The 23,801-nt window shown below is 71.0% G+C and carries 18 protein-coding genes, 1 tRNA gene and 1 other RNA gene; 10 read left to right on the top strand and 10 right to left on the bottom strand.

Annotated elements, in window-relative coordinates:
* Positions 1-18 precede the first annotated feature (18 nt).
* The gene (locus RY94_RS07480; RefSeq protein WP_043443173.1) at positions 19-1,512 is read right to left on the bottom strand and encodes a helix-turn-helix domain-containing protein; all 1,494 of its coding nucleotides are present in this window, start codon (positions 1,510-1,512) and stop codon (positions 19-21) included.
* Positions 1,513-1,636: 124 nt separating this feature from the next.
* Between RY94_RS07480 and aceA the strand changes: the two genes are divergently transcribed.
* Positions 1,637-2,974, top strand: coding sequence for an isocitrate lyase (gene aceA, locus RY94_RS07475; protein WP_043443171.1), 1,338 nt, complete (start codon positions 1,637-1,639; stop codon positions 2,972-2,974).
* A gap of 104 nt (positions 2,975-3,078) precedes the next feature.
* Positions 3,079-4,707 carry a malate synthase A gene (gene aceB / locus RY94_RS07470; RefSeq protein WP_043443169.1) on the top strand — a complete coding sequence of 543 codons (1,629 nt, stop codon included), beginning with the start codon at positions 3,079-3,081 and terminating at the stop codon, positions 4,705-4,707.
* Positions 4,708-4,764: 57 nt separating this feature from the next.
* Here aceB and RY94_RS07465 read toward each other — a convergent pair whose 3' ends face one another.
* The 3 genes from RY94_RS07465 to RY94_RS07455 form a co-directional block, all read right to left on the bottom strand.
* Positions 4,765-5,445, bottom strand: coding sequence for a LytR C-terminal domain-containing protein (locus RY94_RS07465; RefSeq protein WP_052274067.1), 681 nt, complete (start codon positions 5,443-5,445; stop codon positions 4,765-4,767).
* A complete protein-coding gene (locus tag RY94_RS07460; protein WP_043443167.1) occupies positions 5,438-5,737 on the bottom strand; it encodes a type II toxin-antitoxin system VapB family antitoxin in 300 nt (99 codons plus the stop codon). The genes RY94_RS07465 and RY94_RS07460 overlap by 8 nt, the downstream gene beginning before the upstream one ends.
* A 73-nt stretch (positions 5,738-5,810) precedes the next feature.
* On the bottom strand, positions 5,811-6,737 hold the full coding sequence (locus tag RY94_RS07455; protein WP_043443165.1) for a ribokinase: 927 nt from the start codon (positions 6,735-6,737) through the stop codon (positions 5,811-5,813).
* A gap of 90 nt (positions 6,738-6,827) precedes the next feature.
* On the opposite strand from RY94_RS07455, the gene RY94_RS07450 reads away from it, so the two are divergent.
* On the top strand, positions 6,828-7,748 hold the full coding sequence (locus tag RY94_RS07450; RefSeq protein ID WP_052274066.1) for a hypothetical protein: 921 nt from the start codon (positions 6,828-6,830) through the stop codon (positions 7,746-7,748).
* 29 nt (positions 7,749-7,777) lie between these two features.
* On the opposite strand, the gene RY94_RS07445 is transcribed toward RY94_RS07450, so the two are convergent.
* The gene (locus RY94_RS07445; protein ID WP_043443163.1) at positions 7,778-8,281 is read right to left on the bottom strand and encodes a glutathione peroxidase; all 504 of its coding nucleotides are present in this window, start codon (positions 8,279-8,281) and stop codon (positions 7,778-7,780) included.
* 155 nt (positions 8,282-8,436) lie between these two features.
* Here RY94_RS07445 and RY94_RS07440 point away from each other — a divergent pair, with 155 nt between their 5' ends.
* The gene (locus tag RY94_RS07440; RefSeq protein WP_043443161.1) at positions 8,437-9,339 is read left to right on the top strand and encodes an oxygenase MpaB family protein; all 903 of its coding nucleotides are present in this window, start codon (positions 8,437-8,439) and stop codon (positions 9,337-9,339) included.
* A gap of 778 nt (positions 9,340-10,117) precedes the next feature.
* Entirely contained in the window at positions 10,118-10,654 is a 537-nt protein-coding gene (locus tag RY94_RS18105; RefSeq protein ID WP_156135059.1) for a glycosyltransferase, read from the top strand.
* 173 nt (positions 10,655-10,827) lie between these two features.
* On the opposite strand, the gene RY94_RS07430 is transcribed toward RY94_RS18105, so the two are convergent.
* Positions 10,828-10,912, bottom strand: a tRNA-Ser gene (locus tag RY94_RS07430).
* A gap of 136 nt (positions 10,913-11,048) precedes the next feature.
* On the opposite strand from RY94_RS07430, the gene ffs reads away from it, so the two are divergent.
* The 3 genes from ffs (at position 11,049) to RY94_RS17750 (ending at position 13,528) form a co-directional block, all read left to right on the top strand.
* An RNA gene (gene ffs, locus RY94_RS17205) (signal recognition particle sRNA small type) lies at positions 11,049-11,144 on the top strand.
* A 27-nt stretch (positions 11,145-11,171) separates the two neighbouring features.
* Positions 11,172-12,125 (top strand): tRNA glutamyl-Q(34) synthetase GluQRS, encoded by a 954-nt coding sequence (gluQRS, locus tag RY94_RS07425; RefSeq protein WP_082046120.1) that lies wholly within the window; start codon positions 11,172-11,174, stop codon positions 12,123-12,125.
* Positions 12,122-13,528, top strand: a complete 1,407-nt coding sequence (locus RY94_RS17750) for a DNA polymerase III subunit gamma and tau (protein ID WP_052274063.1) — start codon at positions 12,122-12,124, stop codon at positions 13,526-13,528. The genes gluQRS and RY94_RS17750 overlap by 4 nt, the downstream gene beginning before the upstream one ends.
* A gap of 338 nt (positions 13,529-13,866) precedes the next feature.
* On the opposite strand, the gene RY94_RS18100 is transcribed toward RY94_RS17750, so the two are convergent.
* Positions 13,867-14,322, bottom strand: a complete 456-nt coding sequence (locus tag RY94_RS18100; RefSeq protein ID WP_197060623.1) for a hypothetical protein — start codon at positions 14,320-14,322, stop codon at positions 13,867-13,869.
* Positions 14,323-16,119: 1,797 nt separating this feature from the next.
* Here RY94_RS18100 and recR point away from each other — a divergent pair.
* Entirely contained in the window at positions 16,120-16,716 is a 597-nt protein-coding gene (gene recR, locus RY94_RS07415) for a recombination mediator RecR (protein ID WP_043443159.1), read from the top strand.
* A 25-nt stretch (positions 16,717-16,741) separates the two neighbouring features.
* On the opposite strand, the gene RY94_RS07410 is transcribed toward recR, so the two are convergent.
* Entirely contained in the window at positions 16,742-17,881 is a 1,140-nt protein-coding gene (locus RY94_RS07410) for an ABC transporter permease (protein WP_043443156.1), read from the bottom strand.
* Positions 17,878-18,810, bottom strand: a complete 933-nt coding sequence (locus tag RY94_RS07405; RefSeq protein ID WP_052274060.1) for an ABC transporter ATP-binding protein — start codon at positions 18,808-18,810, stop codon at positions 17,878-17,880. Before RY94_RS07405 ends, RY94_RS07410 begins: the two co-directional genes overlap by 4 nt.
* A 232-nt stretch (positions 18,811-19,042) precedes the next feature.
* Here RY94_RS07405 and RY94_RS07400 point away from each other — a divergent pair, with 232 nt between their 5' ends.
* Positions 19,043-20,332: an aspartate kinase gene (locus tag RY94_RS07400; RefSeq protein ID WP_043443154.1), complete on the top strand. Its 1,290-nt coding sequence runs from the start codon at positions 19,043-19,045 to the stop codon at positions 20,330-20,332.
* Between the two features lie 201 nt (positions 20,333-20,533).
* On the opposite strand, the gene RY94_RS07395 is transcribed toward RY94_RS07400, so the two are convergent.
* Positions 20,534-23,713: a S8 family peptidase gene (locus RY94_RS07395; RefSeq protein WP_052274058.1), complete on the bottom strand. Its 3,180-nt coding sequence runs from the start codon at positions 23,711-23,713 to the stop codon at positions 20,534-20,536.
* Positions 23,714-23,801 lie beyond the last annotated feature (88 nt).

The following is a 23,801-nucleotide window of genomic DNA, read 5'->3' as shown; positions in this document are numbered from 1 at the left end:
TCGGCCGGACCTCCTGTCTCAGCCCGAATGCGTGGCGAGGAACGCGTACACCTCGGTCTCGTCGACGCCCGGGAACGCCCCGGGCGGCATCGCCGCGAGCAGGTGCGAATGGGCGCGGGCGCTCGGCCAGGCCTGACCGGCCCATTCCCGTGCGAGATCCGCGGGCGGCCGGCGGCAGCACGACTCGTCGGGGCAGAAGGACTTCTCGCGGATGTCCGTGTCCCGCCCGCGGAACCATTTCACGTGCGCGTACGGCACCCCGATGCTGAGTGAGAACTCGCCGCTCGCGGCCCGCTCCGTCCGGGCCGTGCACCAGTAGGTGCCGCTCGGGGTGTCCGTGTACTGGTTGTACGCGCGGAACTTGTCCTGGACGTCGAACACCACGCGGGAGGTCCAGCGGCGGCACGAGGGCTGACCCTCGATGGCACCGGTGTGGTCCTGCGGGAAGGTCACGCCGTCGTTCTCGTAGGCCTTGTAGATGATGCCGCTCTTGTGCGTCTTCTGGAAGTGGGTGGGGATGCCGAGGTGCTCCGTGGCGAGGTTCGTGAAGCGGTGCGCGGCCGTCTCGTAGGACACCGCGAAGTTGTCACGGATGTCCTCCACGGAGATCTCCTTCGCCGCCTTCGCCCCCTTCAGGAACTCGACGGTGGGCCGCTCGGGGAGCAGGAGCGCCGCCGCGAAGTAGTTGGTGGCCACCCGCTGGCGCAGGAATTCGCCGTAGTTCTCCGGGGTCCTGTGCTCCAGGACGTAGTGCCCGAGTGCCTGCAGCAGCACCGAGCGGGGATCGTGATCGGTCCGCTGCGACTGCGTGAGGTAGATGCGGCGGTTCTTGAGGTCCGTGACGGACCGCGTGGAATGCGGCAGGTCGCCCACATGGTGCAGGGAGAAACCGAGGTGCGCGGCGATGTCCGCGATCAGGTGCTGGGACACGGGGCCCGCGCTGTACCCGACGGCGTCGAGCACGGTCTGCGCCTGGACCTCGATCTCCTGGAAGTAGTTGTTCCGCTCCCGCATCACGGCACGCAGTTCGGCGTTCGCCCGCCGTGCCTCCTCCGGCGTGGCCACCTGCTCGTTCAACCGTCGCTCGAGCTCTCCCTGCAGGCCCACGAGCGACTCCAGCACCTCCAGCGGCAGCCGCGACGAGATGCGGACCTTCGGCAGCCCCAGCGACTCGTAGAGCGGGCCGCGCTGCGCGCGCTCCAGCGCGATCTCCAGGGCGGCCCGGCGCGACGGCGGCTCCGCCCCGAGCAGTTCGTCGATGGTCACCCCGAGCGCCGCCGCGAGGCGCTGGAGCATGCCGAGCTTGGGTTCCCGCTTGCCGTTCTCCACGAGGGACAGCTGCGACGCGACGGTGCCGACGGCGGCCCCGAGGTCGTCGAGGGTCAGGCCCTTGGCCTTGCGGAGATGGCGTACACGCCGCCCCAGGCTGATGAGGTCCAGGGCCTCGCCCTCGACGCCCGGCGGCGTGGCGGAGATCGCGGAGGAGGGCTGGGACCAGGCGGGAGTCGTCATTTCTTGACGATAAGCGAAGAAGTGCGTTTCTTGCCAGGGTCAAAGGGTAGGAACCTCGGCAGAAGTGGCGAATCGTTGATTCCACACCCGCCGGGGCAGCCGGCCACCGACCAAGGAGACAGCAATGACGCAGGAACCCTCACCCTCGAATCCCTCCTCCACCGGGCTGCAGGGCGCAGCAGCCGACGCCGCCCGCGGACTGGACCTCGAGTGGTCGGCCGATGCGCGCTGGGAAGGCGTACGGCGCGACTACTCGGCGGCCGACGTCGTCCGCCTGCGCGGCAGCATCCAGGAGGAACACACGCTCGCACGCCGGGGCGCCGAGAAGCTGTGGCGCCAGCTCACCGAGGAGGCACGCACCGGCGGGTACACCAACGCCCTCGGCGCTCTCACCGGCAACCAGGCGGTGCAGCAGGTCAAGGCCGGGCTGCGTGCCATCTACCTCTCCGGCTGGCAGGTGGCCGCGGACGCCAACAACTCCGGGCACACCTACCCGGACCAGTCGCTGTACCCGGCGAACTCCGTGCCCACCGTCGTCCGTCGCATCAACAACGCACTGCTCCGCGCCGACCAGATCGAATGGGCGGAGGGCACCTCCACCGTCGAGGACTGGCTCGTGCCGATCGTCGCCGACGCCGAGGCCGGCTTCGGCGGTCCGCTCAACGCCTACGAGCTCATGAAGTCGATGATCCAGGCGGGCGCCGCCGGTATCCACTGGGAGGACCAGCTCGCGTCGGAGAAGAAGTGCGGGCACCTCGGCGGCAAGGTCCTGATCCCCACGCAGCAGCACGTGCGGACCCTGAACGCCGCCCGGCTGGCGGCCGACGTCGCCGGGACGCCGTCGGTGATCGTGGCCCGCACCGACGCCGAGGCCGCCACGCTCATCACATCCGACGTCGACGAGCGGGACCAGCCGTTCGTCACCGGCGAGCGCACCCCCGAGGGTTTCTACCATGTGCGCAACGGCCTCGAGGCGTGCATCGCCCGCGGCCGGGCCTACGCCCCGTACGCGGACCTGCTCTGGATGGAGACCGGCACCCCGGACCTCGACCTGGCGCGGCGCTTCGCCGAGGGAATCAAGGCGGAGTTCCCGGACCAGATGCTCGCCTACAACTGCTCGCCATCGTTCAACTGGCGCAAGCACCTCGACGACGCCACGATCGCCAGGTTCCAGCGCGAGCTCGGCGCCATGGGGTTCACGTTCCAGTTCATCACCCTCGCCGGCTTCCACGCCCTCAACTACTCGATGTTCGACCTCGCCCACGGCTACGCCCGCAACGGCATGAGCGCCTACGTGGACCTGCAGGAGCGCGAGTTCGCCGCCGAGTCCCGCGGCTACACCGCCACCCGGCACCAGCGCGAGGTCGGCACCGGCTACTTCGACCAGGTGGCCACGGCCCTCAACCCCGGCGGCAGCACGCTCGCCCTCGCCGGCTCCACCGAGACGCAGCAGTTCCACTGACCTCCCCGGCCGAGAGGGCAGAAGAGACCACGAAACCCCCGTCCGGGCGGTCATTCCTGCCCTCTCGGCACTCCGCATCGGCACCAGAACTCCAGGAGCACACCATGAACGACCCCTACACCCTGAACGGCATCACCCTCACAGCGCCGCCCATCCAGCGCCAGGGCGAGATCCTGACCCGCGAGGCACTGGACTTCGTCAAGGCGCTGCATCGGGCCACCCACAAGCGCCGCGAGGAGCTCCTCGACCACCGGTGCCGGCAGCGCAAGGCCGTCGCGGCCGGCGCGGACCCGCACTTCCTGCCCGAGACCCGGCACATCCGTGAGGACGCATCGTGGCGGGTGGCCCCGACGGCCCCGGGACTCGAGGACCGCCGCGTGGAGATCACCGGCCCCGTGGACCGCAAGATGACCATCAACGCCCTGAACTCCGGCGCGAGGGTCTGGCTCGCGGACATGGAGGACTCCTCGACGCCGTCGTGGTCCAACGTGATCAACGGCCAGCTGAACCTCAGGGACGCCCTCGCCGGACGGATCGGGTTCACCTCGCCCGAGGGCAAGGAGTACCGGGTCGAGGGCCCGGCGGACACGCTGCCGACGATCGTCGTCCGGCCCCGCGGCTGGCACCTGCCCGAGAAGCACGTCCTCATCCAGGACGTCGCCGTGGCGGGCGGGCTGTTCGACTTCGCCCTCTACTTCTTCCACAACGCCCGCACCCTGATGGATCAGGGCCGCGGCCCCTACTTCTACCTCCCGAAGATCGAGAACCACCTCGAGGCGCGGCTGTGGAACGACATCTTCGTGCAGGCACAGCATCTGCTCGGCATCCCGCAGGGCACCATCCGCGCCACCGTGCTGATCGAGACCATCACGGCGGCGTTCGAGATGGAGGAGATCCTGTACGAGCTGCGGGACCACGCGGCGGGACTCAACGCCGGGCGGTGGGACTACATCTTCTCCGTCATCAAGAACTTCCGCACCCGCGGCCCGCGCTTCGTCCTGCCGGACCGCAACGCCGTCACCATGACGGCACCGTTCATGCGCGCGTACACCGAGCAGCTCGTCCGGGCCTGCCACCGTCGCGGCGCCCACGCGATCGGCGGCATGGCCGCCTTCATCCCCAACCGGCGCGACGAACAGGCCAACGCCCTCGCCCTGGAGAAGGTGCGGGCGGACAAGACCCGCGAGGCCGGCGACGGCTTCGACGGCTCGTGGGTGGCGCACCCGGACCTGGTGCCCGTGGCCATGGAGGTCTTCGACGCAGCCCTCGGCGACCGACCGAACCAGCTCCACCGCCTGCGCGAGGACGTCCGCCCGGACGACGTGGCGCTGCTGGACATCGCCGCGACGCCGGGCACCATCACGGAGCGCGGTGTCCGCGAGAACCTCGAGGTCGGGGTGCGGTACATCGAGTCCTGGCTGCGGGGCAACGGCGCAGCCGCCATCAACAACCTGATGGAGGACGCCGCGACGGCGGAGATCTCGCGGTCGCAGATCTGGCAGTGGATCTACACGAGCGCCCTCACGGACGACGGCGAGGTGATCACCAGGGACCGCGTGACCGACCTGCTCGACGAGGAGTTCGCGTCCCTGGCGCGGTTCGACGGCGACCGGTACGACGAGGCCCGTGAGGTCTTCGAGGAGGTGGCCCTCGGCACGGAGTTCCCGGCCTTCCTGACCGTGACCGCGTACTCGAAGTACCTGCGGGACGGGACGTCGCTCGTCGCCGCATGATCCCCTGCGCGGGGGAGGGACGACGCCGACGGCGTCGTCCCTCCCCCGCGCACCGTCCTACGGGGCCGCAGGGGCGGGGGTGGGCGTGGAGGCTTCCTCCGGGGCGCAGGACAGTCCGGCGGGAGTGACGTCCATCCGCTCGGGCGGGACGACGCCCGCGTAACCGGACCCGAGGATGACGTCGACCGTCCGGTCCTCGCGCTCGTCGGCCACGTAGATCGACTCGGGGATGGTGCGCTGCAGGGTGAAGGCGTTGGCGCGCCCGGCCTCGCCCGAGACGATGATCGCCGTCATGCCGGTGGGGCCGACCGGCCTGTTGGCGATCTCACGCACGGCGAAGGCACGGCCGCGGAGCTGCTCCGCGGCCGTGCCGGCGAGCCCGTCGATGCTGGTGCTGTTGTAGACGTTGACGGTGATGGCGCTCGGGTCCTGGTAGTCGAACGGACCGGCGGGGCACGTGGACGTCGGTTCGGGGGCCGCCTCGGGCGCCCCGGTGCTGATGTCACCGCGCGCGATGCCGACGGCGACGTAGACGGCGGCGGTCACGAGCCCGACGAGGAGCACGAGGACGAACCCGTGGAGGATCCTGCGCCTCGAGACCCGGCGGCGGCGATCGGCGTCGTCCTCCTGGAACACGGCGCCGAGATCCGTCTCGGTGATGATCCGCTGACCGTGCCACTCGGTGGGGTCGCGCCTGGCCTGCGCCCGCTGATGGCGCGGCGAGCCGTGCTCACTCATCGAGCACGAGGACTCTCGCGTGCAGGATGGCCCGCTGGTGCAGCGCCGTCCGGACGGCGCGGTGCAGGCCGTCCTCGAGGTACATCGTGTCGTTCCACTGCACCACGTGCGGGAAGAGGTCGCCGAAGAACGTCGAGTCCTCGGCCAGCAGCGCCCCGAGGTCGAGCGTGGTCTTGGTGGTCACCAGTTCGTCGAGCCGCACCTGCCGGGGAGCCACTTCCGCCCAGTCCCTGGGGGTCACACATCCGTGGTCGGGGTACGGCCTGCCGTCACTCACTGCTTTGAAGATCACACCTCTAGGGTAAGTAATTGCTTCGGCCAATGGAACGTGAGTCTCCGGCGGGCATCATCTCGTGGCTCAATGGTTACGCCGCGGGGTCCGCCGGCAGTGGAGGCAGCTCGTCCGCGGCCGTCGGGTAGGAGGGCTGTGCCCCCGGGCGCTGGACCGTGTAGGAGGCGACGCGCACGGCGAACCGGACGGCGTCGTGCAGCGGCTCACCGCCCGCGAGTCGTGCCGCGAGTGCCCCGACGAAGGCGTCCCCTGCCCCCGTGGTGTCCACCGCGGGCACCCGCGGGGCGGGCACCCGGCGGAGGGCACCGCCGTCGGCGACGAGGGCCCCGGCGCCGCCGACCGTCATCACCACCGACGCGAATCCGACGGCGAGGAGGCCCTCGACCACGGCGGCGTGGTCCGCGGGCACCGGACGCCCGAAGCGCGCGAGGACCAGCGCCCCCTCGTGTTCGTTGACCACCAGCGGATCCGCGCGGAGGAGCACGGGGGCGTCGAGGGCGATCACGGGTGCGAGGTTGACGATCACGCGCCCGGCGGCGAGACGGACGGCCGCGGCCGTGGCGTCCGCGGGCAGTTCACCCTGGACGATGACGACGTCGGCATCCCGGATGGCGCCGGCGGAGGCCTCGACGAGTCGGGGCGTCATCCGGGCGTTGGCTCCGGGCAGCACCACGATGGTGTTCTCGCCGTCGTCGGCCACCTGGATGACGGCGATCCCGGTGGCTCCGCCGGTCCTGGCGACGGCCCGCAGGTCCACGCCGGCCGTCGCCAGGACGGAGAGGGCCACGTCCGCGTAGGCGTCGCCTCCCACGGCGCCGATCAGGGTGACCTCGGCGCCCAGCAGGGCCGCGGCGACCGCCTGGTTGGCGCCCTTGCCGCCGGGCAGCACCGCCATCGAGCGGCCCGCGACGGTCTCACCCGGCTGCGGGTGCCGGTCTGCGGTGACCACGAGGTCCGCGTTGATCGACCCGACGACGACGATGCCCGACCTGGTGCTCATGCCGCGAGTCTTTCACGCCGGTCCCGTCCTGGCGCGCCGTGAACCGGTCGCAGAATGGAGGGACCGTGCGAGGCGGAACATAATGGACCCATGCCTACGGACGCCCCCCTCGATCTGCTGCCCGCCGCCCCCGCCCTGTCCTCCCCCGCCCAGGGACAGCCCGCCCAGGGGCTCCTGCTCGACGTCGACGGGCCGGTGGCCAGCCCCGTCACCCGGACGGTCCCCGCCGGGATCATCGCCGACCTGCTCACGCTCGCCGCCGCGGGCTGGCCCGTGGTGTTCAACACGGGCCGCTCGGACGCGTTCATCCGTCAGCAGGTGATGGAGCCGATGCTCGCCGCCGGCCTGCCGGCCGGGGTGACCTTCCACGCCGTCTGCGAGAAGGGCGCCACCTGGTTCTCGTTCACGGCCGACGGCGCCGGGGAGGTCTTCCTCGACCGCGGGCTCGCGCTGCCCACGAGCTTCGCCGACGACGTGCGGGACGTCGTGGAGGAGAAGTACTCCCACCTCATGTTCTTCGACGAGACGAAGCTCGCCATGGTCTCGGTGGAACAGTCCCTCGACGCGGCGAACGCCGACTACCTCGAGGGCCAGCGCTCCTTCGACGAGGACGCCCTGGACATCATGCACAGCCATGACATGGGCGCCTGCAGGCTGGACCGGGAGGAACCGGACAGCAAGGGGGACATCGAGTACCGCGTGGATCCGACGATCATCTCGACCGACATCGAGTCCGTCCGCGTGGGCAAGGACCTGGGCGCCGAGCGCGCCCTCACCCTCGTCGCACCGCTCATGGACGTGCCCCGCACGTGGCGGACGGTGGGCGATTCGCGCACCGACTACGCCATGGCCGACTGGCTGCACGAGCAGGGGTACGACGTCGCGCACATCGACGTCCGCCCGGCCGACGGCGTGCCTGCGAAGCCGTACGAGATCCTGACGGAGGGGTCCCTCATCCACGAGGAGGCCGGCGCCGCCTTCCTCGCACGCTGCGTCGCCTCCCTGGGGTAGGGGACCGGCGCCGTCCCGGCGAGGCCGGGTCAGGCGGCGGAGCGCGCCAGGGCGTCCTCGATGGCGGCGGTCACCTCGGGAGCCTCCGGTTCGACCGTCGGGGCGAACCGCGCGAGGACCTCGCCGTCGCGGCCCACCAGGAACTTCTCGAAGTTCCACTTCACGAGGCCGGGCAGGAGCCCGGTCCTGAACGTCGTCAGCTGCGCGTAGAGCGGGTGCTGGTCCTTGCCGCGGACGTCGCCCTTGGCCATCAGCGGGAACGTGACGCCGAACGTCCTCGAGCAGAACTCGGCGATCTCGCCGTCGTTCCCGGGCTCCTGTCCCATGAACTGGTTGCAGGGCATGCCGAGGACCACCAGGCCCTCCGCCGCGTACCGGCCGTACAGCGCCTCGAGGCCCGCGTACTGCGGGGTGAAGCCGCACTTCGACGCGACGTTGACCACCAGGACGGGGTGTCCGCGGAAATCCCCGAAGGACTTCGTGCTGCCGTCGTTCATGGTGAGGTCGATCCCGTACAGGCCGGACGAGGACATGGTTGCTCCCTGAGGACTCGGTGGTGCTTGTGCTTCGTATCGTCGCACGCCGCGGATGGTTCACCGGACGGACGGAGCAAATCGGCCCGGGGGTACGTTGGAAGGAACGGCGGCCCTCAGGCCGGCCGCAGGACACCGACAGGACGGGTCACCGGATGGGAATCATCGACACGTGGAAGACGCAGCTCCGAACAACCTTCACGGACGGTGATCCGAGCATCCCGCAGTGGCAGTTCGAGTTCGAGAAGGGCGACGACGTCGGGTACTTCCCTGTCGGTTCGGCCGTGTGGACGGTGCACAGCTCCATCACGCCCACCGTCGCGGGGATCCGGGCACTCCTCCTCCAGACGCTGCACCCGGGAGCCATGGCCGGCGTGCACGCCCACTCGAGCTTCCGGGAGGAACCGCTCGGACGCCTCGCCAACACCATCCGCTGGATCTTCACGGTCACGTACGGGTCGAAGGTCGCGGCCCGGGAGGGCTCGGCGTTCGTCCAGCGCCTGCATACCCGGGTGTCCGGGACGTACACCGACAGCCGGGGAGTCGAGACGCCCTATTCGGCGGCGGACCCCGACCTGATCCGGTGGGTGCACCTCGCGTTCACCGACGCCTTCGTGGCCGCGCACGCCGCGTACGGTGGGCCCATCCCGGGCGGCGTGGACCAGTACGTGGCGGAATGGGCGCGGGCCGGGGAACTGATGGGGCTCGAGGACCCGCCGCGGTCGGCCGCCGAACTCAGGGCGCAGCTCGCCGCGTTCGACGGCGACCTGCGGAACAGCGAGCAGGTGCAGGAGGCGCTGACCTACATCCGCCGTCCGCCCCTGCCCCGGTCCCAGCGCCTCGGGTACCGGATCCTGTTCGCCGGGGCGGTGGCCACGCTCGAGCCACGCCACCGCGAGATGCTCGGCCTGCGGGTGCCGTCCCTCGGACCCGTCCCGCTGCCCATCCGGCCCGCGGTACGGCTGGTCCTCGGGATGATCCGGCTGGGGCTGGGGCCGGAGGGTCCCGCGGAGACCGCCGCGAAGAACCGCATCCGCCGCGTGGCAGGAACCGTCTAGACAACCGAGAGGTGGAGCCGCCCGACGACCGTATACCCGATCCGACGCCGGCGTTAGGCTCCAGGCATGCGAACGCTGCTCTTCGCTCCTGTGACCTTCAATCTTGCCGAGACGACCCGCATGATCATGATCGCGCGGGCGCTCGGCCCCGCATGTCACGCGGTGTTCCAGGTGTTCGAATCCCCCTACGTGCACCTCGTGCGCTCGGCCGGCTTCGAGGTGCGCCAACTCGGCCCCTGCCTGTCGAGGCGCGAGCAGGGCCAGGTTCTGGCCCTCGACCAGGGGCGTTCGCTCCGCCATCCGTTCTCCCCCGGGCTCGTCCGCGCCCGGGTCGATGCCGAGCGTCGGCTCCTCCGTGAGACCGGCGCCGAGGCGGTGGTGATGGGGACGAACGTCACCTCGCTAATCTCCGCGCGCGCCGAGGAGGTGCCGCTGTTCTACGCCGTCCCTTTCGCGCTCACCCGACCTCACCTGGAGCAGACGCGGCGGCTCGGTCTCGTCACCGGGACTGGTCGCCTCAGCGGCGTGACCGACGGCGTCGCGTCGGCAGCCCTCCGCCTCGTCTACGGTCGGTTGCCGATCGCCCCGCGCGCCTTCCGCATCGTCGCCAGGGAGAACGGGGTACGCCCCCTGCGCACCGGGTTGGAGCTGTTCGAGGGCGACGTCAACCTCCTGACGGTCATGGCCTCCGAACTCGAGGGATACCACCTCCCGGCGAACTACATCAGGGTGGGTCCGATCTTCGCGGAACTGCCGGGCGAGGTTCCCCAGCTGGTGCATGATCTCGCACATTCGGACCGGCCACTCGTCTATCTGGCGCTCGGATCCTCGGGCAACCGAAGGACAGCGCTGCGTGCAGCCCACACGCTGGGCGAACTGGAGATCAACGTCATCGCCCCCATCCGCCACTTCCTCACACCGGGCGATGTGGCCGGGTTGCCGACGAACGTGCACGTCGTCGACCTGTTACCCGCGCACCGGCTCGGGGGGGCTCATCGATGCGGCGGTACTTCACGGCGGACAGGGCACGGTGCAGACTGCGTGCGCGACGGGAGTACCGTTCGTCGGCATCGGCATGCAGCCGGAGCAGGCTTGGAACGTCGCGGTGTGCGTGCGGCAGGGCAACGCGATCGCGGTGTCGCCCCGGGATGCAGGCACCGAGCACCTCGCCGGCGCCGTGCAGCGGTTGCTCACCGACGGGTCCTTCCGCGCTGCGGCCGAACGGGAACGCCTGCTCCGTGCGGACGAGGACGGGCCCGCCGCTGCCGCGCGGGCCATCCAGAGACACCTGGGACCCGCGCGCTCGAGCGGTTGAGTCGGTTCGGGAACGGTGCCGGCAGGACTGCGGCAGCCCGCCGGTGCGGGGTGGTCCGTGGACTCCGTTCGCGACCACCGACCCATACAGAAAGGAACACCCCGGTCCGAAGACCGGGGTGTTCCTTATCGAGCCGACACCTCCGAAGAAAATGTCCCGGCTCGGCACACAAGCGGAGGATGGGGGATTTGAACCCCCGAGGGCGTGAACCCAACACGCGTTCCAGGCGTGCGCCATAGGCCGCTAGGCGAATCCTCCTCCTTTGGAGCAGATACTAGAATACCCATACAACCGGCTCACGCCGAATCGCCCGGATCACGCGGGGCAACGGCAGCGCTTCCCGAGCCCTGTTCCGCGGATTCGAATGCCACGCGATCCACTGTGTAGACTATTTCCCGGCCCCTCATGTGGTGTCATCCTGTGAACTCCCCCAGGACCGGAAGGTAGCAAGGGTAAGCGGGCTCTGGCAGGTGCATGGGGGGTCTTCACTTTAAGGACGCGGGCAGCGGGAGGTTCGGTGGCAGACACGGGCGCCGGCCGCTTCGCCCCGAGCCCCTCCGGCCGGCTGCACGTCGGCAACCTCCGCACGGCCGTCCTCGCGTGGCTCTTCGCCCGCTCCACCGGACGCCGGTTCCTGATCCGGGTGGAGGACCTGGACCGTGTCCGTGCCGGCGCCGAGGCGGAGCAGCTCGCCGAACTGGCGGCACTGGGCCTCGCCTCCGACGAGCCGGCCCTGCGCCAGAGCGGTCACACGGCCCGGTACACCGAGGCGCTGGAGCGGCTCATCACCCAGGACCTCGCCTACGAGTGCTTCTGCACGCGGCGCGACATCGCGGACGCCGCGAGCGCCCCGCACGGCCGGCCCGGCTTCTACCCCGGCACCTGCCGCGCCCTCGGGGAGGACGAGCGGGCACGCCGCCGGCTCGAGCGCCGCCCGGCGCTGAGGCTGCGCTCCGCCGTCGACGGCTGGACCGTCGAGGACCTGCTCGCCGGGCGCGTCACGGCTCCGGTGGACGACGTCGTGCTGCGGAGGAACGACGGCGTGATCGCCTACAACCTCGCCGTCGTGGTCGACGACGCCGCCCAGGGCATCGACCAGGTGGTGCGGGGCGAGGACCTCCTCGACTCGGCGCCGCGGCAGGCCTACCTCGCCTCCCTGCTCGGCCTCCCGGTGCCCACGTACGCGCACGTCCCCCTGGCGGTGACGGCCGAGGGCCGCCGCTTGGCAAAGCGCGACGGCGCTGTGACACTGGAGGACCTTGCCGGACAGGGCTGGTCCGCGGCTGCGGTCCTGGACACGATCCTGGCCTCGCTCGGTCTTCCCGGCGGGAGTCTGGACGCGGCCCTCGCGGTGTTCGATCCGGGGCGGCTGCCGCGCCACCCCTGGGTGGTCGACCCCGCCGTCCTGTTCCCCACCACCGCCGGACCGGCATGCAAACCGTCAGCACCAACCGATAAGGTTCATCCGTGAGTACAGCCCTCTACCGCCGCTACCGTCCCGAGACCTTCGCGGACGTCATCGGCCAGGAGCATGTCACCGAACCCCTGATGGCGGCCATCGACAAGGACCGCATCAACCACGCCTACCTGTTCTCCGGGCCCCGCGGCTGCGGCAAGACCACCTCGGCGCGGATCCTCGCCCGCTGCCTCAACTGCGCGCAGGGCCCCACCTCCACACCGTGCGGTGTCTGCGACAGCTGCGTCGAACTCGCCCGGAACGGCTCGGGCAGCCTGGACGTCATCGAGATCGACGCCGCGAGCCACGGCGGCGTCGACGACGCCCGCGATCTCCGCGAGCGCGCCACCTTCGCCCCCGTCCGGGACCGATTCAAGATCTTCATCATCGACGAGGCCCACATGGTCACCTCGGCGGGCTTCAACGCACTGCTGAAGATCGTGGAGGAACCGCCGGAGCACATCCTGTTCATCTTCGCGACCACCGAGCCGGACAAGGTGATCGGCACCATCCGGTCACGGACGCACCACTACCCGTTCCGGCTCGTCCCGCCCGAACCCCTCATGGCCTACCTCGAGCTGCTGTGCCGGCAGGAGGGCGTGCCGGTGGCCCCCGGAGTCCTCTCGCTCGTGGTCCGTGCCGGCGGCGGATCCGTCCGCGACTCCCTCTCCGTACTCGACCAGCTCATGGCCGGCGCGAACGAGTCCGGGCTCGACTACGAGCTCGCCGTCTCGCTCCTCGGCTACACGCACGCGACCCTGCTCGACGACGTCGTCGACTCCGTGGCCGCCGGCGACGCCGCAACGGTGTTCAACGCCGTGGACCGCGTGATCCAGACCGGGCACGACCCCCGGCGTTTCGTGGAGGACCTGCTGGAGCGGTTCCGCGACCTGATCGTCATCAACGCGGTCCCCGAGGGCGCCGCGTCGATCCTGCGCGGCGTCCCCGACGACCAGCTGAACCGCATGCGCACGCAGGCGAACCAGCTCGGCGCCGGTGAGCTGTCCCGCGCCGCCGACGTCACCAATGCCGCCCTGAACGAGATGACCGGCGCCACGTCGCCGCGGCTGCACCTCGAACTGCTGTGCGCACGCCTGCTGCTCCCGGCGGCGGATGCCTCGGTACGTGGCACGCTCGCCCGGGGTGGGGGCGGGACGGATCCCGGCGTCCGGACCCGCGCAGCAGTCCCGGAGGATCCCCGACGACGGCCCGTGGCGGNGCCCGCTGGTCGCTGCCCGTCGCCGACCCGGCCGGTCCCGCGGTGCCCGCAGCCGCTCCGGGTGCACAGTCCCCCGCCATCCCCGCCGCCGCCCGTGACCGGCAGCCCGGGACTCCTGCGGCGGACTCCTCGCCCGACTGGGGTGGCAACTGGGGGGTCTCCACCCCCGCCGCCTTCGCCGACCCGGCATCCGAGGTGACGACGGCGGAGCGCCCCGCGGCAAGTGCTCCGGGCGGGCCCGGCACGCCGGGCGCCCCCGATGCGGCAGACGCTCCAGCCGGGTCGGGTGCTCCCGGCGCGTCGGATGCCCCCGCTCCGGCCGGCGCTTCGGGCGCGCCAAGCATTCCGACCGCCGCAGACGCTCCAGCCGGGCCAAGCAGTCCGGATGCCACAGGCGCTGCCGAGATCTCCGGCGACGCAGGGACCGCCGATGAGACGCCGATGCTGGGCGCCCCCACACCGGACGCCTCGGCGAGCCCCGCCGACCGCGAGGAACACCCCGCTGCTGAGCGCAGTCCGGACGGGCCGGCCGCGACGTCAGGGTCGGTCCCGGCGGAGCGGGCCTCCTCCGTCGATGGTGATGCGCAGCGCCAGGGTGATCAGGGTCAGCAGTCGGCGGGCCAGGAGGGCCGGCAGCCCGACAGCGCTCCCGGACAGCCCCCGGCACCGACCCTGGGCGGTCCGGCACCGCAGCAGGAATCCCGGCGGCCCGAACAGGGCCAGCAGGGGCAACCCGCTGCGTCCGGCGGCAACATCGAGATGATCCGGCGCGCCTGGCCCGAGATCATGGACGAAGTCGCACACATCAAACGTGCCACCTGGCTCATCGTGAACGTCTCGGCCAAGCCGCGGTCGTTCGAGGGCAACCAGCTGGTCCTCGCGTTCGTGAACCAGGGCAATGCCATCGGGTTCCAGCGCGGGCCCCACCTGGACAACCTGAAGCAGGCGATCCACAAGGTCCTCGGCCTCACCTGCTCCATCGAAGCCGTCCACGACGCCGGCGGGTCGGGTGAGTCGGGCCCAAAAGTACCGGCCCGCACGGCGGGCCCGGGTAGCAGCCCGAGCCCTGCTTCCTCCGCGCCAGGTCGCGGGAGCAATCCGCCTGCACCTCGGGAGGGCACTCGACCGTCCGCGGACACAGGAACTGCCGGGAACGCGGGATCGGGAGCGTCGTCGTCGCCCGCGAGCCCTGCGCCGCGGGAGGCCGGGGCTGCTCCTGCGGCGCCGTCACCCGATGATGCGACACCCGATCGATCCACCGGCACCCCCGACCCGGCCGGCCACCCCGACGCGGGAGCGGTAGGCGCCCCGGCGGGACCGGCCGGCACTCCGTTCCCCGGCCCGACGCCGGCCGCCGGCCCTGCCGGTGGTGGGGTCCCTGCTGCTGCATCAGCACCCCGGCCGGACACGGGCGACGCCGCAGGCCCGGCCCACGCGACCACCCCGGACGCCGAGGAAGCGACCGCTGCCGAGGGAGCCGTCCACCCGGACCGGAACCTCACGCCTCCAGCGCAGCCGGCCGTGCAGGCCTCCACCCGCCCGACGCCGGTCACGGACCCCGACCGTCCCGGCACCACGACATCCACCGCCACACCTGCAGCGCGCTGGGCCACCGGTGACGCCACCCCTCCGAACCGCGCCAAAGAGCCCACGCCCACGAAGGGCGCCACGGTCGGCGCCCGTCCCGCCGAGCGCTCGGCATCGGGGGCGACGTCCGGGTCAGCGCCGGCGCCGGCCGGTGCGGAGGCGGTCAGCGCCTGGGACCCCTCCATGTCCGACGACTCCTGGGCCCTCGTCGAGCCTCCCGAGGAAGCCTTCGATCCCGGTCCGGGCTGGGGCTCCGTCCCGGAGGACCCCTCTGACCGCGGCGCCGCAGGAGCACGCGGGCCCGGAGGAACCCGGCGACCCGCGGGCCCGACACCCGCACCCGACGCGGCGAGTGCCCTGGGCACGGACCCGCAGCGCTCCCAGCGTGCCCCCCTGTCCCAGGGCCCTTCCGCACCCGGCGCGCGCACCACACCGGGGGGAGCTGCGACGAATCCGTCCCCCGCGCCGGCGGCGTCCCGATCCGTCGTCTGGAGTCCGCCGGGCGCTTCGACGCCACCACCAGCCGATGACGACCGGGCGACGCCACCGACGCCTCCGGGCGGCACCGCTGCGGGAACGGCACACCAGTCGCCCGCCGCACGCACCACGGCTCCCGTCCAGCCCAGGACGCCGGTCGTGCCCCGATTCGCGGCGCCCGGCCCCGCTGTCGCCGGCGCTCCGACGTCGCCGCCCGCACCNGCCGCCCGCACCCGACACGGCCGCACCGGCCACGGCGTCGCCCGCCGGCACCGGACCGGACCGCCCGGTCGCGGCCGGCGACGTCCGGCAGAAGCCCGTCAGCCGCTACCAGCAGCTGCTCGACGCCGCCGAACGGAAGCGCGCCGAGGAGGCAGCCGCGGCACGGGGCGCGGTCGATCTCCGCTTCGTGGAGGACGAGCCCAGTGCGGACGACGAGACGGTCGAGGAGTCGGGACTCGTGGGACGGACCGCGATCGAGCGCATCCTCAACGGACGCCTCATCGAGGAACGCAGCCTCGACGGCCAGTAGCGGGCGCCCGACGTCGGGACCGCCCCCGCCCACGCTCAGGGCGTAACGCCGCGGCCGCCCTCCGGGCACTCCGCCGGGGCGGCAGGGCGGACAATGGAGGGTACGCTTCTTCCCGCTGACGCAGCGGGAAGGGTGGACCACGCCCCCGGCACCGGGACACCGGCACCATCACCACCGGCAGAAGAGGACACACCGTGTACGAAGGCGCAGTGCAGGAGCTTATCGACGAGCTCGGACGCCTGCCCGGGGTGGGCCCGAAGTCGGCCCAGCGCCTCGCATTCCACATCCTCGAAGCGGACGGCGAGGACATGCAGCGCCTGGTCACCGCGATCACCACGGTCAAGGAACGCGTGAAGTTCTGCACCGTCTGCGGCAACGTCGCCGAGCAGGAACAGTGCGCCATCTGCCGCGATCCACGCCGGGATGCCACCATGATCTGCGTCGTCGAGGAATCGAAGGACGTGATCGCCGTCGAACGCACGCGCTCGTTCCGCGGCAGGTACCACGTGCTCGGGGGCGCCATCAATCCCATCGCGGGCGTAGGGCCCGACCAGCTGCGCATCCGCGAACTGCTCGCCCGCCTGTCGGACGCGCAGATCCAGGAGATCATCATCGCCACCGATCCGAACCTGGAGGGCGAAGCGACGGCGACCTACCTGGTGCGCATGCTCAAGACCATCGGCATCCCCGTCACGCGCCTCGCGTCGGGCCTCCCCGTCGGCGGAGATCTCGAGTACGCGGACGAGGTGACCCTCGGCCGGGCCTTCGAGGGCCGCCGCGTCATGTCCTGACGCGGTCGGCCCCCGGAGGGACCCCCTAGGCGATGCGGGTCCCCCGCGCGAGGCGCCGGGCCGGCATCGTCAGCTTCCGGCGGGCGGCCAGCAGGAGCCCGGCCGCCAGGGCCAGCTGGATCCCCAGCCCGAGCGGCCAGATCGGTGTCTCCTGCGGGAGCGGTCGAAGAGCCTGGGTTGCCTCCTCGCACGTCTGATCGGTGTCGGGTCCGGCCTGCGCCGAGCGCACGCCCTGGCTGATCGTCTCCATGACGCCCGGCGTGTAGTACGGTCCGTCGGCGGGGACCGAGGCCCCCGGTGTCTCCGGCTCCGGCAGGTCCTCGACACTGTAGGGCACGGCGTCGGCCACCACCACGAACGGGTTCGCGGCCAGGATCCAGGTGATGTACTGCGTGTTGGGCAGCTCCGCCCGGTAGGTCTGCGTCACGCACTCCAGCTCGGCCCCCGGCTCCGGAGCGCCCATGCTGTCGAAACTGCCCTCCGGGTAGTTGTAGTAGGACGACGTGACCGTCCGCTCCTCCATCACCAGCATGGTGCTCAACCCGAAGACGATCACCGTGCCGACGGCCAGCAGCGCCACCACCATGTACGTGCTGACGATGGAGAACAGGGGCCGGTTGGCGAGCGCCGAGACGCCCACGCCGATCGCGCAGACGACGCCGAGTTCCACCGCGAGCATCAGGAGCGAGACCACCGCCTCCTGGCCGTCGACGCCGCCGAGGGCGAGCGCCCAGAGGATGAAGGGGCTGCTGAGGACGAGGAACGCGAGGGAACCCACCCATGAGGCCAGCCACTTCCCGGCGAGCAGCTGCCCCGGCGTCAGCAGGGTGACCTGGAGGATCGCGAGGGTGCCGCCCGCGCGGTCACCATTGATGGCGTTCGCCGACAGCCCGGGCGAGACGAGGAGTCCGAAGAACAGGACGAAGCCGACGATCAGGTCGAAGAGGATCCCGCCCTCGTTGTCGGTGGCCCCGATCACGCCGAGGGCGAGGACGAAGATGAAGCCGACCACCACGAACCAGGTGCCGAGCATCCAGTACCAGCCCCTGCCCCGGAGTCGCTGCTTCATCTCGAGGGTGAACACCGTGCGGACCGCGGTCGGGAACGGCAGGGAGGTGGACGAACGGACGGGGTGGGGGGTCGAGGGTTCGGTCGCTGTGCTCATCGTCTGTCCGTATCGAGGCTCATGTAGGTTTCTTCGAGCGCACCCCCGGCGGGTGCGAAGGCGGTGACGACGACGTCGGCCATCACCAGGGTGCGCAGCAGCCAGGAGGCCTCCGCGGTGCTGCCGAGCTGGACGAGGAACTCCTCGCGCCGCGAGTCGCGGCGCGTCTCGAAGCGCACGCCGTGGCCCTGCAGGGCGGTGGCGAGCGCGGTCATCGGCTCGGCCTGGATGTAGTAACGGCGGATCTGGCCACCCGCCTCGTCCAGCGTCTGGCTCTTCACCGACTCCCCGCGGCTGACGAAGACGGCGCGGTCGGCGATCTCGTCGAGCTCCGACAGCACATGGCTCGAGACCACGACGGTCTTGCCCTCGGCGGCGAGGGACCGCAGGAGCGACCGCAGGTCCACCCGCGAACCGGGATCGAGGCCCGACGCCGGCTCGTCCAGGAGCAGGACCCGGGGGTCGTGGATCAGGGCGCGGGCCAGGCTGAGCCGCTGCTGCTGACCGCGGGAGAGGACTCGGGCCGGCTGATGGCCGAAGTCGGTGAGCTTCACGGCCGCCAGCAGTTCGTCGGCCCGCCGCGTCCGCTCCGCGGGGCCCATCCCGTAGAGCGCGCCGATCGTCGTCAGCACCTCCTGGGCGGTCAGCGACTCCCACGCGCCCAAGGTGTCCGGCATCCAGCCGACCCTGCTCCGCACCTCCCTGGGCTGCGCGACGGGATCGAAGCCCGCCACACGGATGGTGCCGAGATCGGGAGCCAGCAGGCTCGCCATCATCAGCAGCAGGGTCGTCTTGCCGGAGCCGTTGGGACCGATCAGGGCGGTCACTTCCCCGGGCGGAGCCTCGAAATCGATGTCGCGGACGGCCTGCACCGAGCCGAAGCTCCGCGCGACCCCCTCGACGACGATTCCCCCAGATTCGTTGGTCATGCTCCGAGATTAGGCGACGCGGGAGCATTTGGACCGGACTGCGGCACGGGAATCGTGAGGCACCCGCAGGTTCTTATTCCGACCCCGACTTTGAGCGGACGATTCCCCCGCCGCTACACTGGCACGGGCGTAGGATCCCGGTCCCCCGCTCCCTCAGGCGCCGACGCTGCCGCCCGTCACAGCAAGCACGGCCGGCTGACGCCGCCGTCCTCCTTCGTCAGTGAGCGAGTGCATGAGCCTCATAGTCCAGAAATTCGGCGGATCGTCGGTGGCCGACGCCGATGGGATCAAGCGCGTCGCACGGCGGGTCGTCGACACCCAGGCTGCGGGCCACCAGGTGGTCGTCGTCGTGTCCGCGATGGGCGACAGCACGGACGAACTGCTGGACCTCGCCGGGCAGGTGAGCCCGACGTCGTCGGACGCCCGCGAGATGGACATGCTGCTGAGCGCGGGCGAACGCATCTCCATGGCCCTCCTGGCGATGGCGATCCACGCGACCGGCGCGTCCGCGCAGTCCTTCACGGGCAGCCAGGCGGGCATGATCACGGACGCCATCCACGGCAAGGCGCGGATCATCGACGTCTCCCCGCACCGCATCCGGACGGCCATCGAGAAGGGCGACGTCGCGATCGTCGCCGGTTTCCAGGGCATGAGCCGCGACAGCAACGACATCACGACCCTCGGCCGCGGCGGATCGGACACCACCGCCGTCGCCCTCGCCGCCGCGCTCGACGCCGACGTCTGCGAGATCTACACGGACGTCGACGGCGTCTACACCGCCGATCCCCGGGTGGTCCCGTCCGCGCAGAAGATCGACACCATCTCGAGCGAGGAGATGCTCGAGATGGCGGCGTCGGGGGCCAAGATCCTGCACCTGCGCTGCGTCGAGTACGCGCGCCGCTTCGGCGTCCCCCTGCACGTCCGCTCCTCCTTCAGCCACAACGAGGGCACCTGGGTGCTCCCCAGCCCCGACGACCAGATCAAGATTCAAGAGGGAGAACCCTTGGAACAGCCCATCATCTCCGGCGTCGCGCACGACCGCTCCGAAGCGAAGGTCACCGTGGTCGGCGTGCCCGACATCCCCGGCAAGGCGGCCGAGATCTTCGGGATCGTCGCCGGCGCCAACACGAACATCGACATGATCGTGCAGAACGTCTCCACGCACGGGTCCGGCCGCACGGACATCTCGTTCACCCTCCCGATCGTCGACGGCGCCGAGGCACTCGCGGCACTCGGCGCCGCGCAGGACCGCGTGGGCTTCGAATCGGTGGACTACAACGAGAAGATCGGCAAGCTCTCGCTCATCGGCGCCGGCATGCGCTCGAACCCCGGCGTCTCCTACCGCTTCTTCCGCGCCCTGTCCGACGCCGGCGTGAACATCGACATGATCTCGACGTCGGAGATCCGCATCTCCGTCGTCACCGGCGCGGAGCTGCTCGACGCCGCGGTGCGCGCGGTGCATGCCGCGTTCGAGCTCGACGGCGAGGCCACGGCGACGGTGTACGCCGGGACGGGCCGCTAGACCTACCGCCAGGGCGTCGCCGCAGGGCGTCCGTCCCACTCCAGGACCGCACGGAGTGGGAGTGTTCGAACAGTCCCACTCCCCGACCGCGGGGCGTGGGATGAAGCAGGACGGCGGACGACGCCGGACAGGGAGAAGGCCGGTGGATCAGTGATCCACCGGCCTTCTGCCTGTCATTCAGTGCGTGTCATTCAGTGCGTGTTACTTGTTCCCGGTGGGAGTGATGGATTCCAGCGGACCGGTCAGGAGCTTGTCCGCGGCGTTCACGGTGGGCAGCTCGCCCGCGGCGGAGGGCTGGGCCGTGGCCGCCCCCTCGCCGTCGACGACGACCGTCACGTAGGTGACGGCCGAGGACCCGGCGTAGGTCACGCGTCCCACGTAGGAGCCGGCGGCGAGGCCGGTCCACGAGAGCGTCACGGCGCCGGTGGTGCCGTTCGCGAGGACGAGCGGATTCGGGGTCAGCGTCGCGTTGTCCTCGGTACCGCTGAGGATCGCCGCGTCGATGGTTCCGGCGGTCGGCGCGCTGCCGGTGCTGGCGTACAGGTTCGCGATGATGCGGTACTTGCCGGGCGCCGGGTTCTCGAGCGTGACGGTCTCGCTGGCATCCGCCGTCGCCACCTGGGTGACGGTGCCGGCCGGCGTGATCAGGAACATGTCGAAATCGGCGGTCGGATCGCCCGAGAGCACGGAGAACCTCGCGATCGGGGCGCCGGCGGGGACGGTGACGTCCTTGACGGCGTTCGAGGCGTTGTTCGCGTTGGCCAGGCCACCGGGGACCAGGTTGATCGCCGAGGAATCCGCCTTGGCGAGGCCCTGGAGCGTCATCTCGATCGGGCTGTTGGTTCCCGAGGTGACGTCGAAGGTGCCGCTGCCGTCAGGACCCGTGGAGGTGAACGCGGCCTCGGCCGGAGCCTTGATGGCCTGCGGGCGGACAGCCACCGGAGAGGTGACGGCCTTGCCCTGGCCGGACCAGGTCAGCGACCCGGCAGCGAACTTGCCGAACGGCGCGCTCTGGTTCTCGAAGGAGACCTTGAAGGTGCGCTTCTCGCCCGGTGCGCTGAAGTTCAGGACCGCCGGCGTGACCGTGACCTTCACTCCGGGGACGTCGGCGGTCGCACGGTAGAGGCCGGGGGTGACGGCGGTGACCGTGCGGGTGACCTCGATGCGTCCGGTCAGGTTGCCGAGGGCGAAGGACGGCACGTTGGTGTCCTTCGCTGCGACGGGCTCGATGCCCTCGATCCCGAGATCGACGCCGGTGCCCTCGATGAAGCGCAGGTAGTCGTCCACGGTCTGGTCGTAGACCAGTCCGGGGCTGAGGACGGTCGCCGGGTTGATGTGGCCGGCGCCCACCGCGAGGACGTCGGTCTCGACGCCGCCGGTGGCGGTCTTCAGCGGGTAGGCGGTGGTCATCATGGCCGACTTCACGGTGGCCGGGGACCAGGCGGGGTTCTTGCCGAGGACGAGGGCGGCGAAGCCCGCGACGTGGGGCGAGGCCATGGAGGTTCCGGAGAGGAAGCCGAACTGCGCGCCCTTGGAACCGACAGTGGAGACGCCTGCGAGGACGGCGACACCGGGAGCCGTGACATCCGGCTTCAGCAGGTCGGAGTCAGTGGCCAGCAGCGGCCCGCGGGAGGAGAATCCCGCGATCTGCGGTGTGGGAGGCAGGGGCTTGCCCGTGGTGTCCGTGGGCTGCAGGGCGACGGTGATCGACGGGTTCGCCGCGACCTTCGCCTTGAGCTCGAGGGCTTCGGGAGCGTTGACGTGGACCGTGGGGATCACGTGCTGATCGGTGTCCGTGGAGGAGTCGACGACGTTGACGAGGATCATGCCCACGCCGCCGCCGCGCTCGACCTCGGCGCTCTTCGCGGTCCGGTCGACGACGCCGCGATCGCAGACCACGATCTTGCCGGCGACCTTCGCCGGGTCCAGGGTGTTGGGGCCGCACAGGTTCGGGTTGACCGCACCGGCCGCCGCCGCGTTCGCGGCGAGGACGACCGGGCTTGCAGGGACGCCGGCGCGCATGATGGACGCGCCGCGGTACTTGGTGCCGTCCGAGAATTCGGCGGTGCCCTGCAGCTCGTAGTTGAAGGTGCTCGCGGCGACCGTGGTCATCCACGGGGCGCCGTGGTTCACGGTGCTGGCCGTGGGGCCGGAGTTGCCGGCGGAGGCGGCGACGAAGATGCCCGCCGAGGTGGCGGAGAGGAAGGCGAGGGACACGGGGTCCGTCGTCGTCGTCGTGCTGCCCGAGATCGAATAGTTCAGCACGTCCACGCCGTCGAGGATGGCCTGGTTGATGGCGTCGACCGACGCGGAGGAGTAGCAGCCGCCCGTGTTGGGGTCCGAGTCCTCCCAGCAGGTCTTGTAGACCGAGATCTTCGCCTCGGGGGCCACACCGGAGGAGACACCGAAGTTCCGGCCGTCCACGGTCTGGGTGACGCCTGCGTTGCCGGCGGCGGTGCTCGCGGTGTGCGTGCCGTGGTTGTCGATGTCCACCGGGGAGAGGACTTCCTCGGGCGCGCGGTTCGCGGCGGGGACGTTCTCGATGAAGGCCTCGGCGAAGTACTGCGCTCCGACGACCTTCGAGTTGCAGAGGCTGCCGTCGAAGTCCTGGCCCACCTCGCACTCACCGGTGAACGTGCTGCCGTCGGCCTTCAGCATGGCGATCCTGCCGTCGGCAGTGCGGTAGGGCTCGCCCATCTTGGGCTTGGCGTTGCCCTTCAGGGGCTTGACGGGCTTACCGGCGAAGAAGGGGTTGTCGGGGGCGTATCCGGTGTCGATGACGCCGACGACCGTTCCCTTGCCCGCGTTCTTCTCGCCGCCGAACTGCGTCTTCCAGGCCCCCTTGCTGCCGTTGAGGCCGAGGAAGTCGATGGTGGAGTAGTCCGGCGCGTTCTCCACGTCCGGTGCCACCATGAGGACCTTGTCGCTCTTCGCGAGTTCGATGGCCTGGTCGGCGCTGAGGTCCGCGGCGAAGCCGTTGATGGCCGCCGTGTAGGTGCGGTCGATCTCGACGCTCTCCGCGGTGGCGACCTCCTGCTGCTTCGTCTCGAGGAACTCCGAGTACTGCTGGACGTTCGGCGCCTTGGCGTCGAGCTTGCTGCCCGGCCGGGGCTTCGTCGGGGCGATGCCCTGCACGCCGCCCTCGTAGGTGGCGACCGGCTTGTCGGCGAGGACCACGATGTACTTGCCGGCCGGGTACTGCGCCGGGTCGAGGTTCTTGGCGGGCGCCTTCTGCGGCGTCACCGAGGTCGCCGGGACCGGCGCCGCGAAGGCTGCCGGTGCCACGGCCGTGGATGAGACCAGTAGCGGCAGACCCAGAACGATCGCCGCGGCAGCGCGCAGGCTGGTGCGCCCCTGCCGGGCATTTCTCCGTTGTGTCATAGGAAGGTAGTGCCTCTCGTGAAAGTGCGGGCCAGCCGAAGCCGTTCCCCCGATGCCGTGGTCTCCCGTATGGGACCCCACCCCTGTG

The organism is Arthrobacter sp. L77 (assembly GCF_000816565.1).
Taxonomy (GTDB): Bacteria; Actinomycetota; Actinomycetes; order Actinomycetales; family Micrococcaceae; genus Arthrobacter_D; species Arthrobacter_D antioxidans.
The sequence above is the reverse complement of the archived record's forward strand: the minus strand, read 5'-3'. Positions and strand labels throughout refer to the sequence as shown.

Coding starts and splice junctions, on each gene's coding strand:
- RY94_RS07480 (WP_043443173.1), bottom strand. CDS start 1,512: ATGACGACTCCCGCCTGGTCCCAGCCCTCCTCCGCGATCTCCGCCACG.
- aceA (WP_043443171.1), top strand. CDS start 1,637: ATGACGCAGGAACCCTCACCCTCGAATCCCTCCTCCACCGGGCTGCAG.
- aceB (WP_043443169.1), top strand. CDS start 3,079: ATGAACGACCCCTACACCCTGAACGGCATCACCCTCACAGCGCCGCCC.
- RY94_RS07465 (WP_052274067.1), bottom strand. CDS start 5,445: ATGAGTGAGCACGGCTCGCCGCGCCATCAGCGGGCGCAGGCCAGGCGC.
- RY94_RS07455 (WP_043443165.1), bottom strand. CDS start 6,737: ATGAGCACCAGGTCGGGCATCGTCGTCGTCGGGTCGATCAACGCGGAC.
- RY94_RS07450 (WP_052274066.1), top strand. CDS start 6,828: ATGCCTACGGACGCCCCCCTCGATCTGCTGCCCGCCGCCCCCGCCCTG.
- RY94_RS07445 (WP_043443163.1), bottom strand. CDS start 8,281: ATGTCCTCGTCCGGCCTGTACGGGATCGACCTCACCATGAACGACGGC.
- RY94_RS07440 (WP_043443161.1), top strand. CDS start 8,437: ATGGGAATCATCGACACGTGGAAGACGCAGCTCCGAACAACCTTCACG.
- RY94_RS18105 (WP_156135059.1), top strand. CDS start 10,118: ATGATCTCGCACATTCGGACCGGCCACTCGTCTATCTGGCGCTCGGAT.
- RY94_RS07410 (WP_043443156.1), bottom strand. CDS start 17,881: ATGAGCACAGCGACCGAACCCTCGACCCCCCACCCCGTCCGTTCGTCC.
- RY94_RS07405 (WP_052274060.1), bottom strand. CDS start 18,810: ATGACCAACGAATCTGGGGGAATCGTCGTCGAGGGGGTCGCGCGGAGC.
- RY94_RS07400 (WP_043443154.1), top strand. CDS start 19,043: ATGAGCCTCATAGTCCAGAAATTCGGCGGATCGTCGGTGGCCGACGCC.
- RY94_RS07395 (WP_052274058.1), bottom strand. CDS start 23,713: ATGACACAACGGAGAAATGCCCGGCAGGGGCGCACCAGCCTGCGCGCT.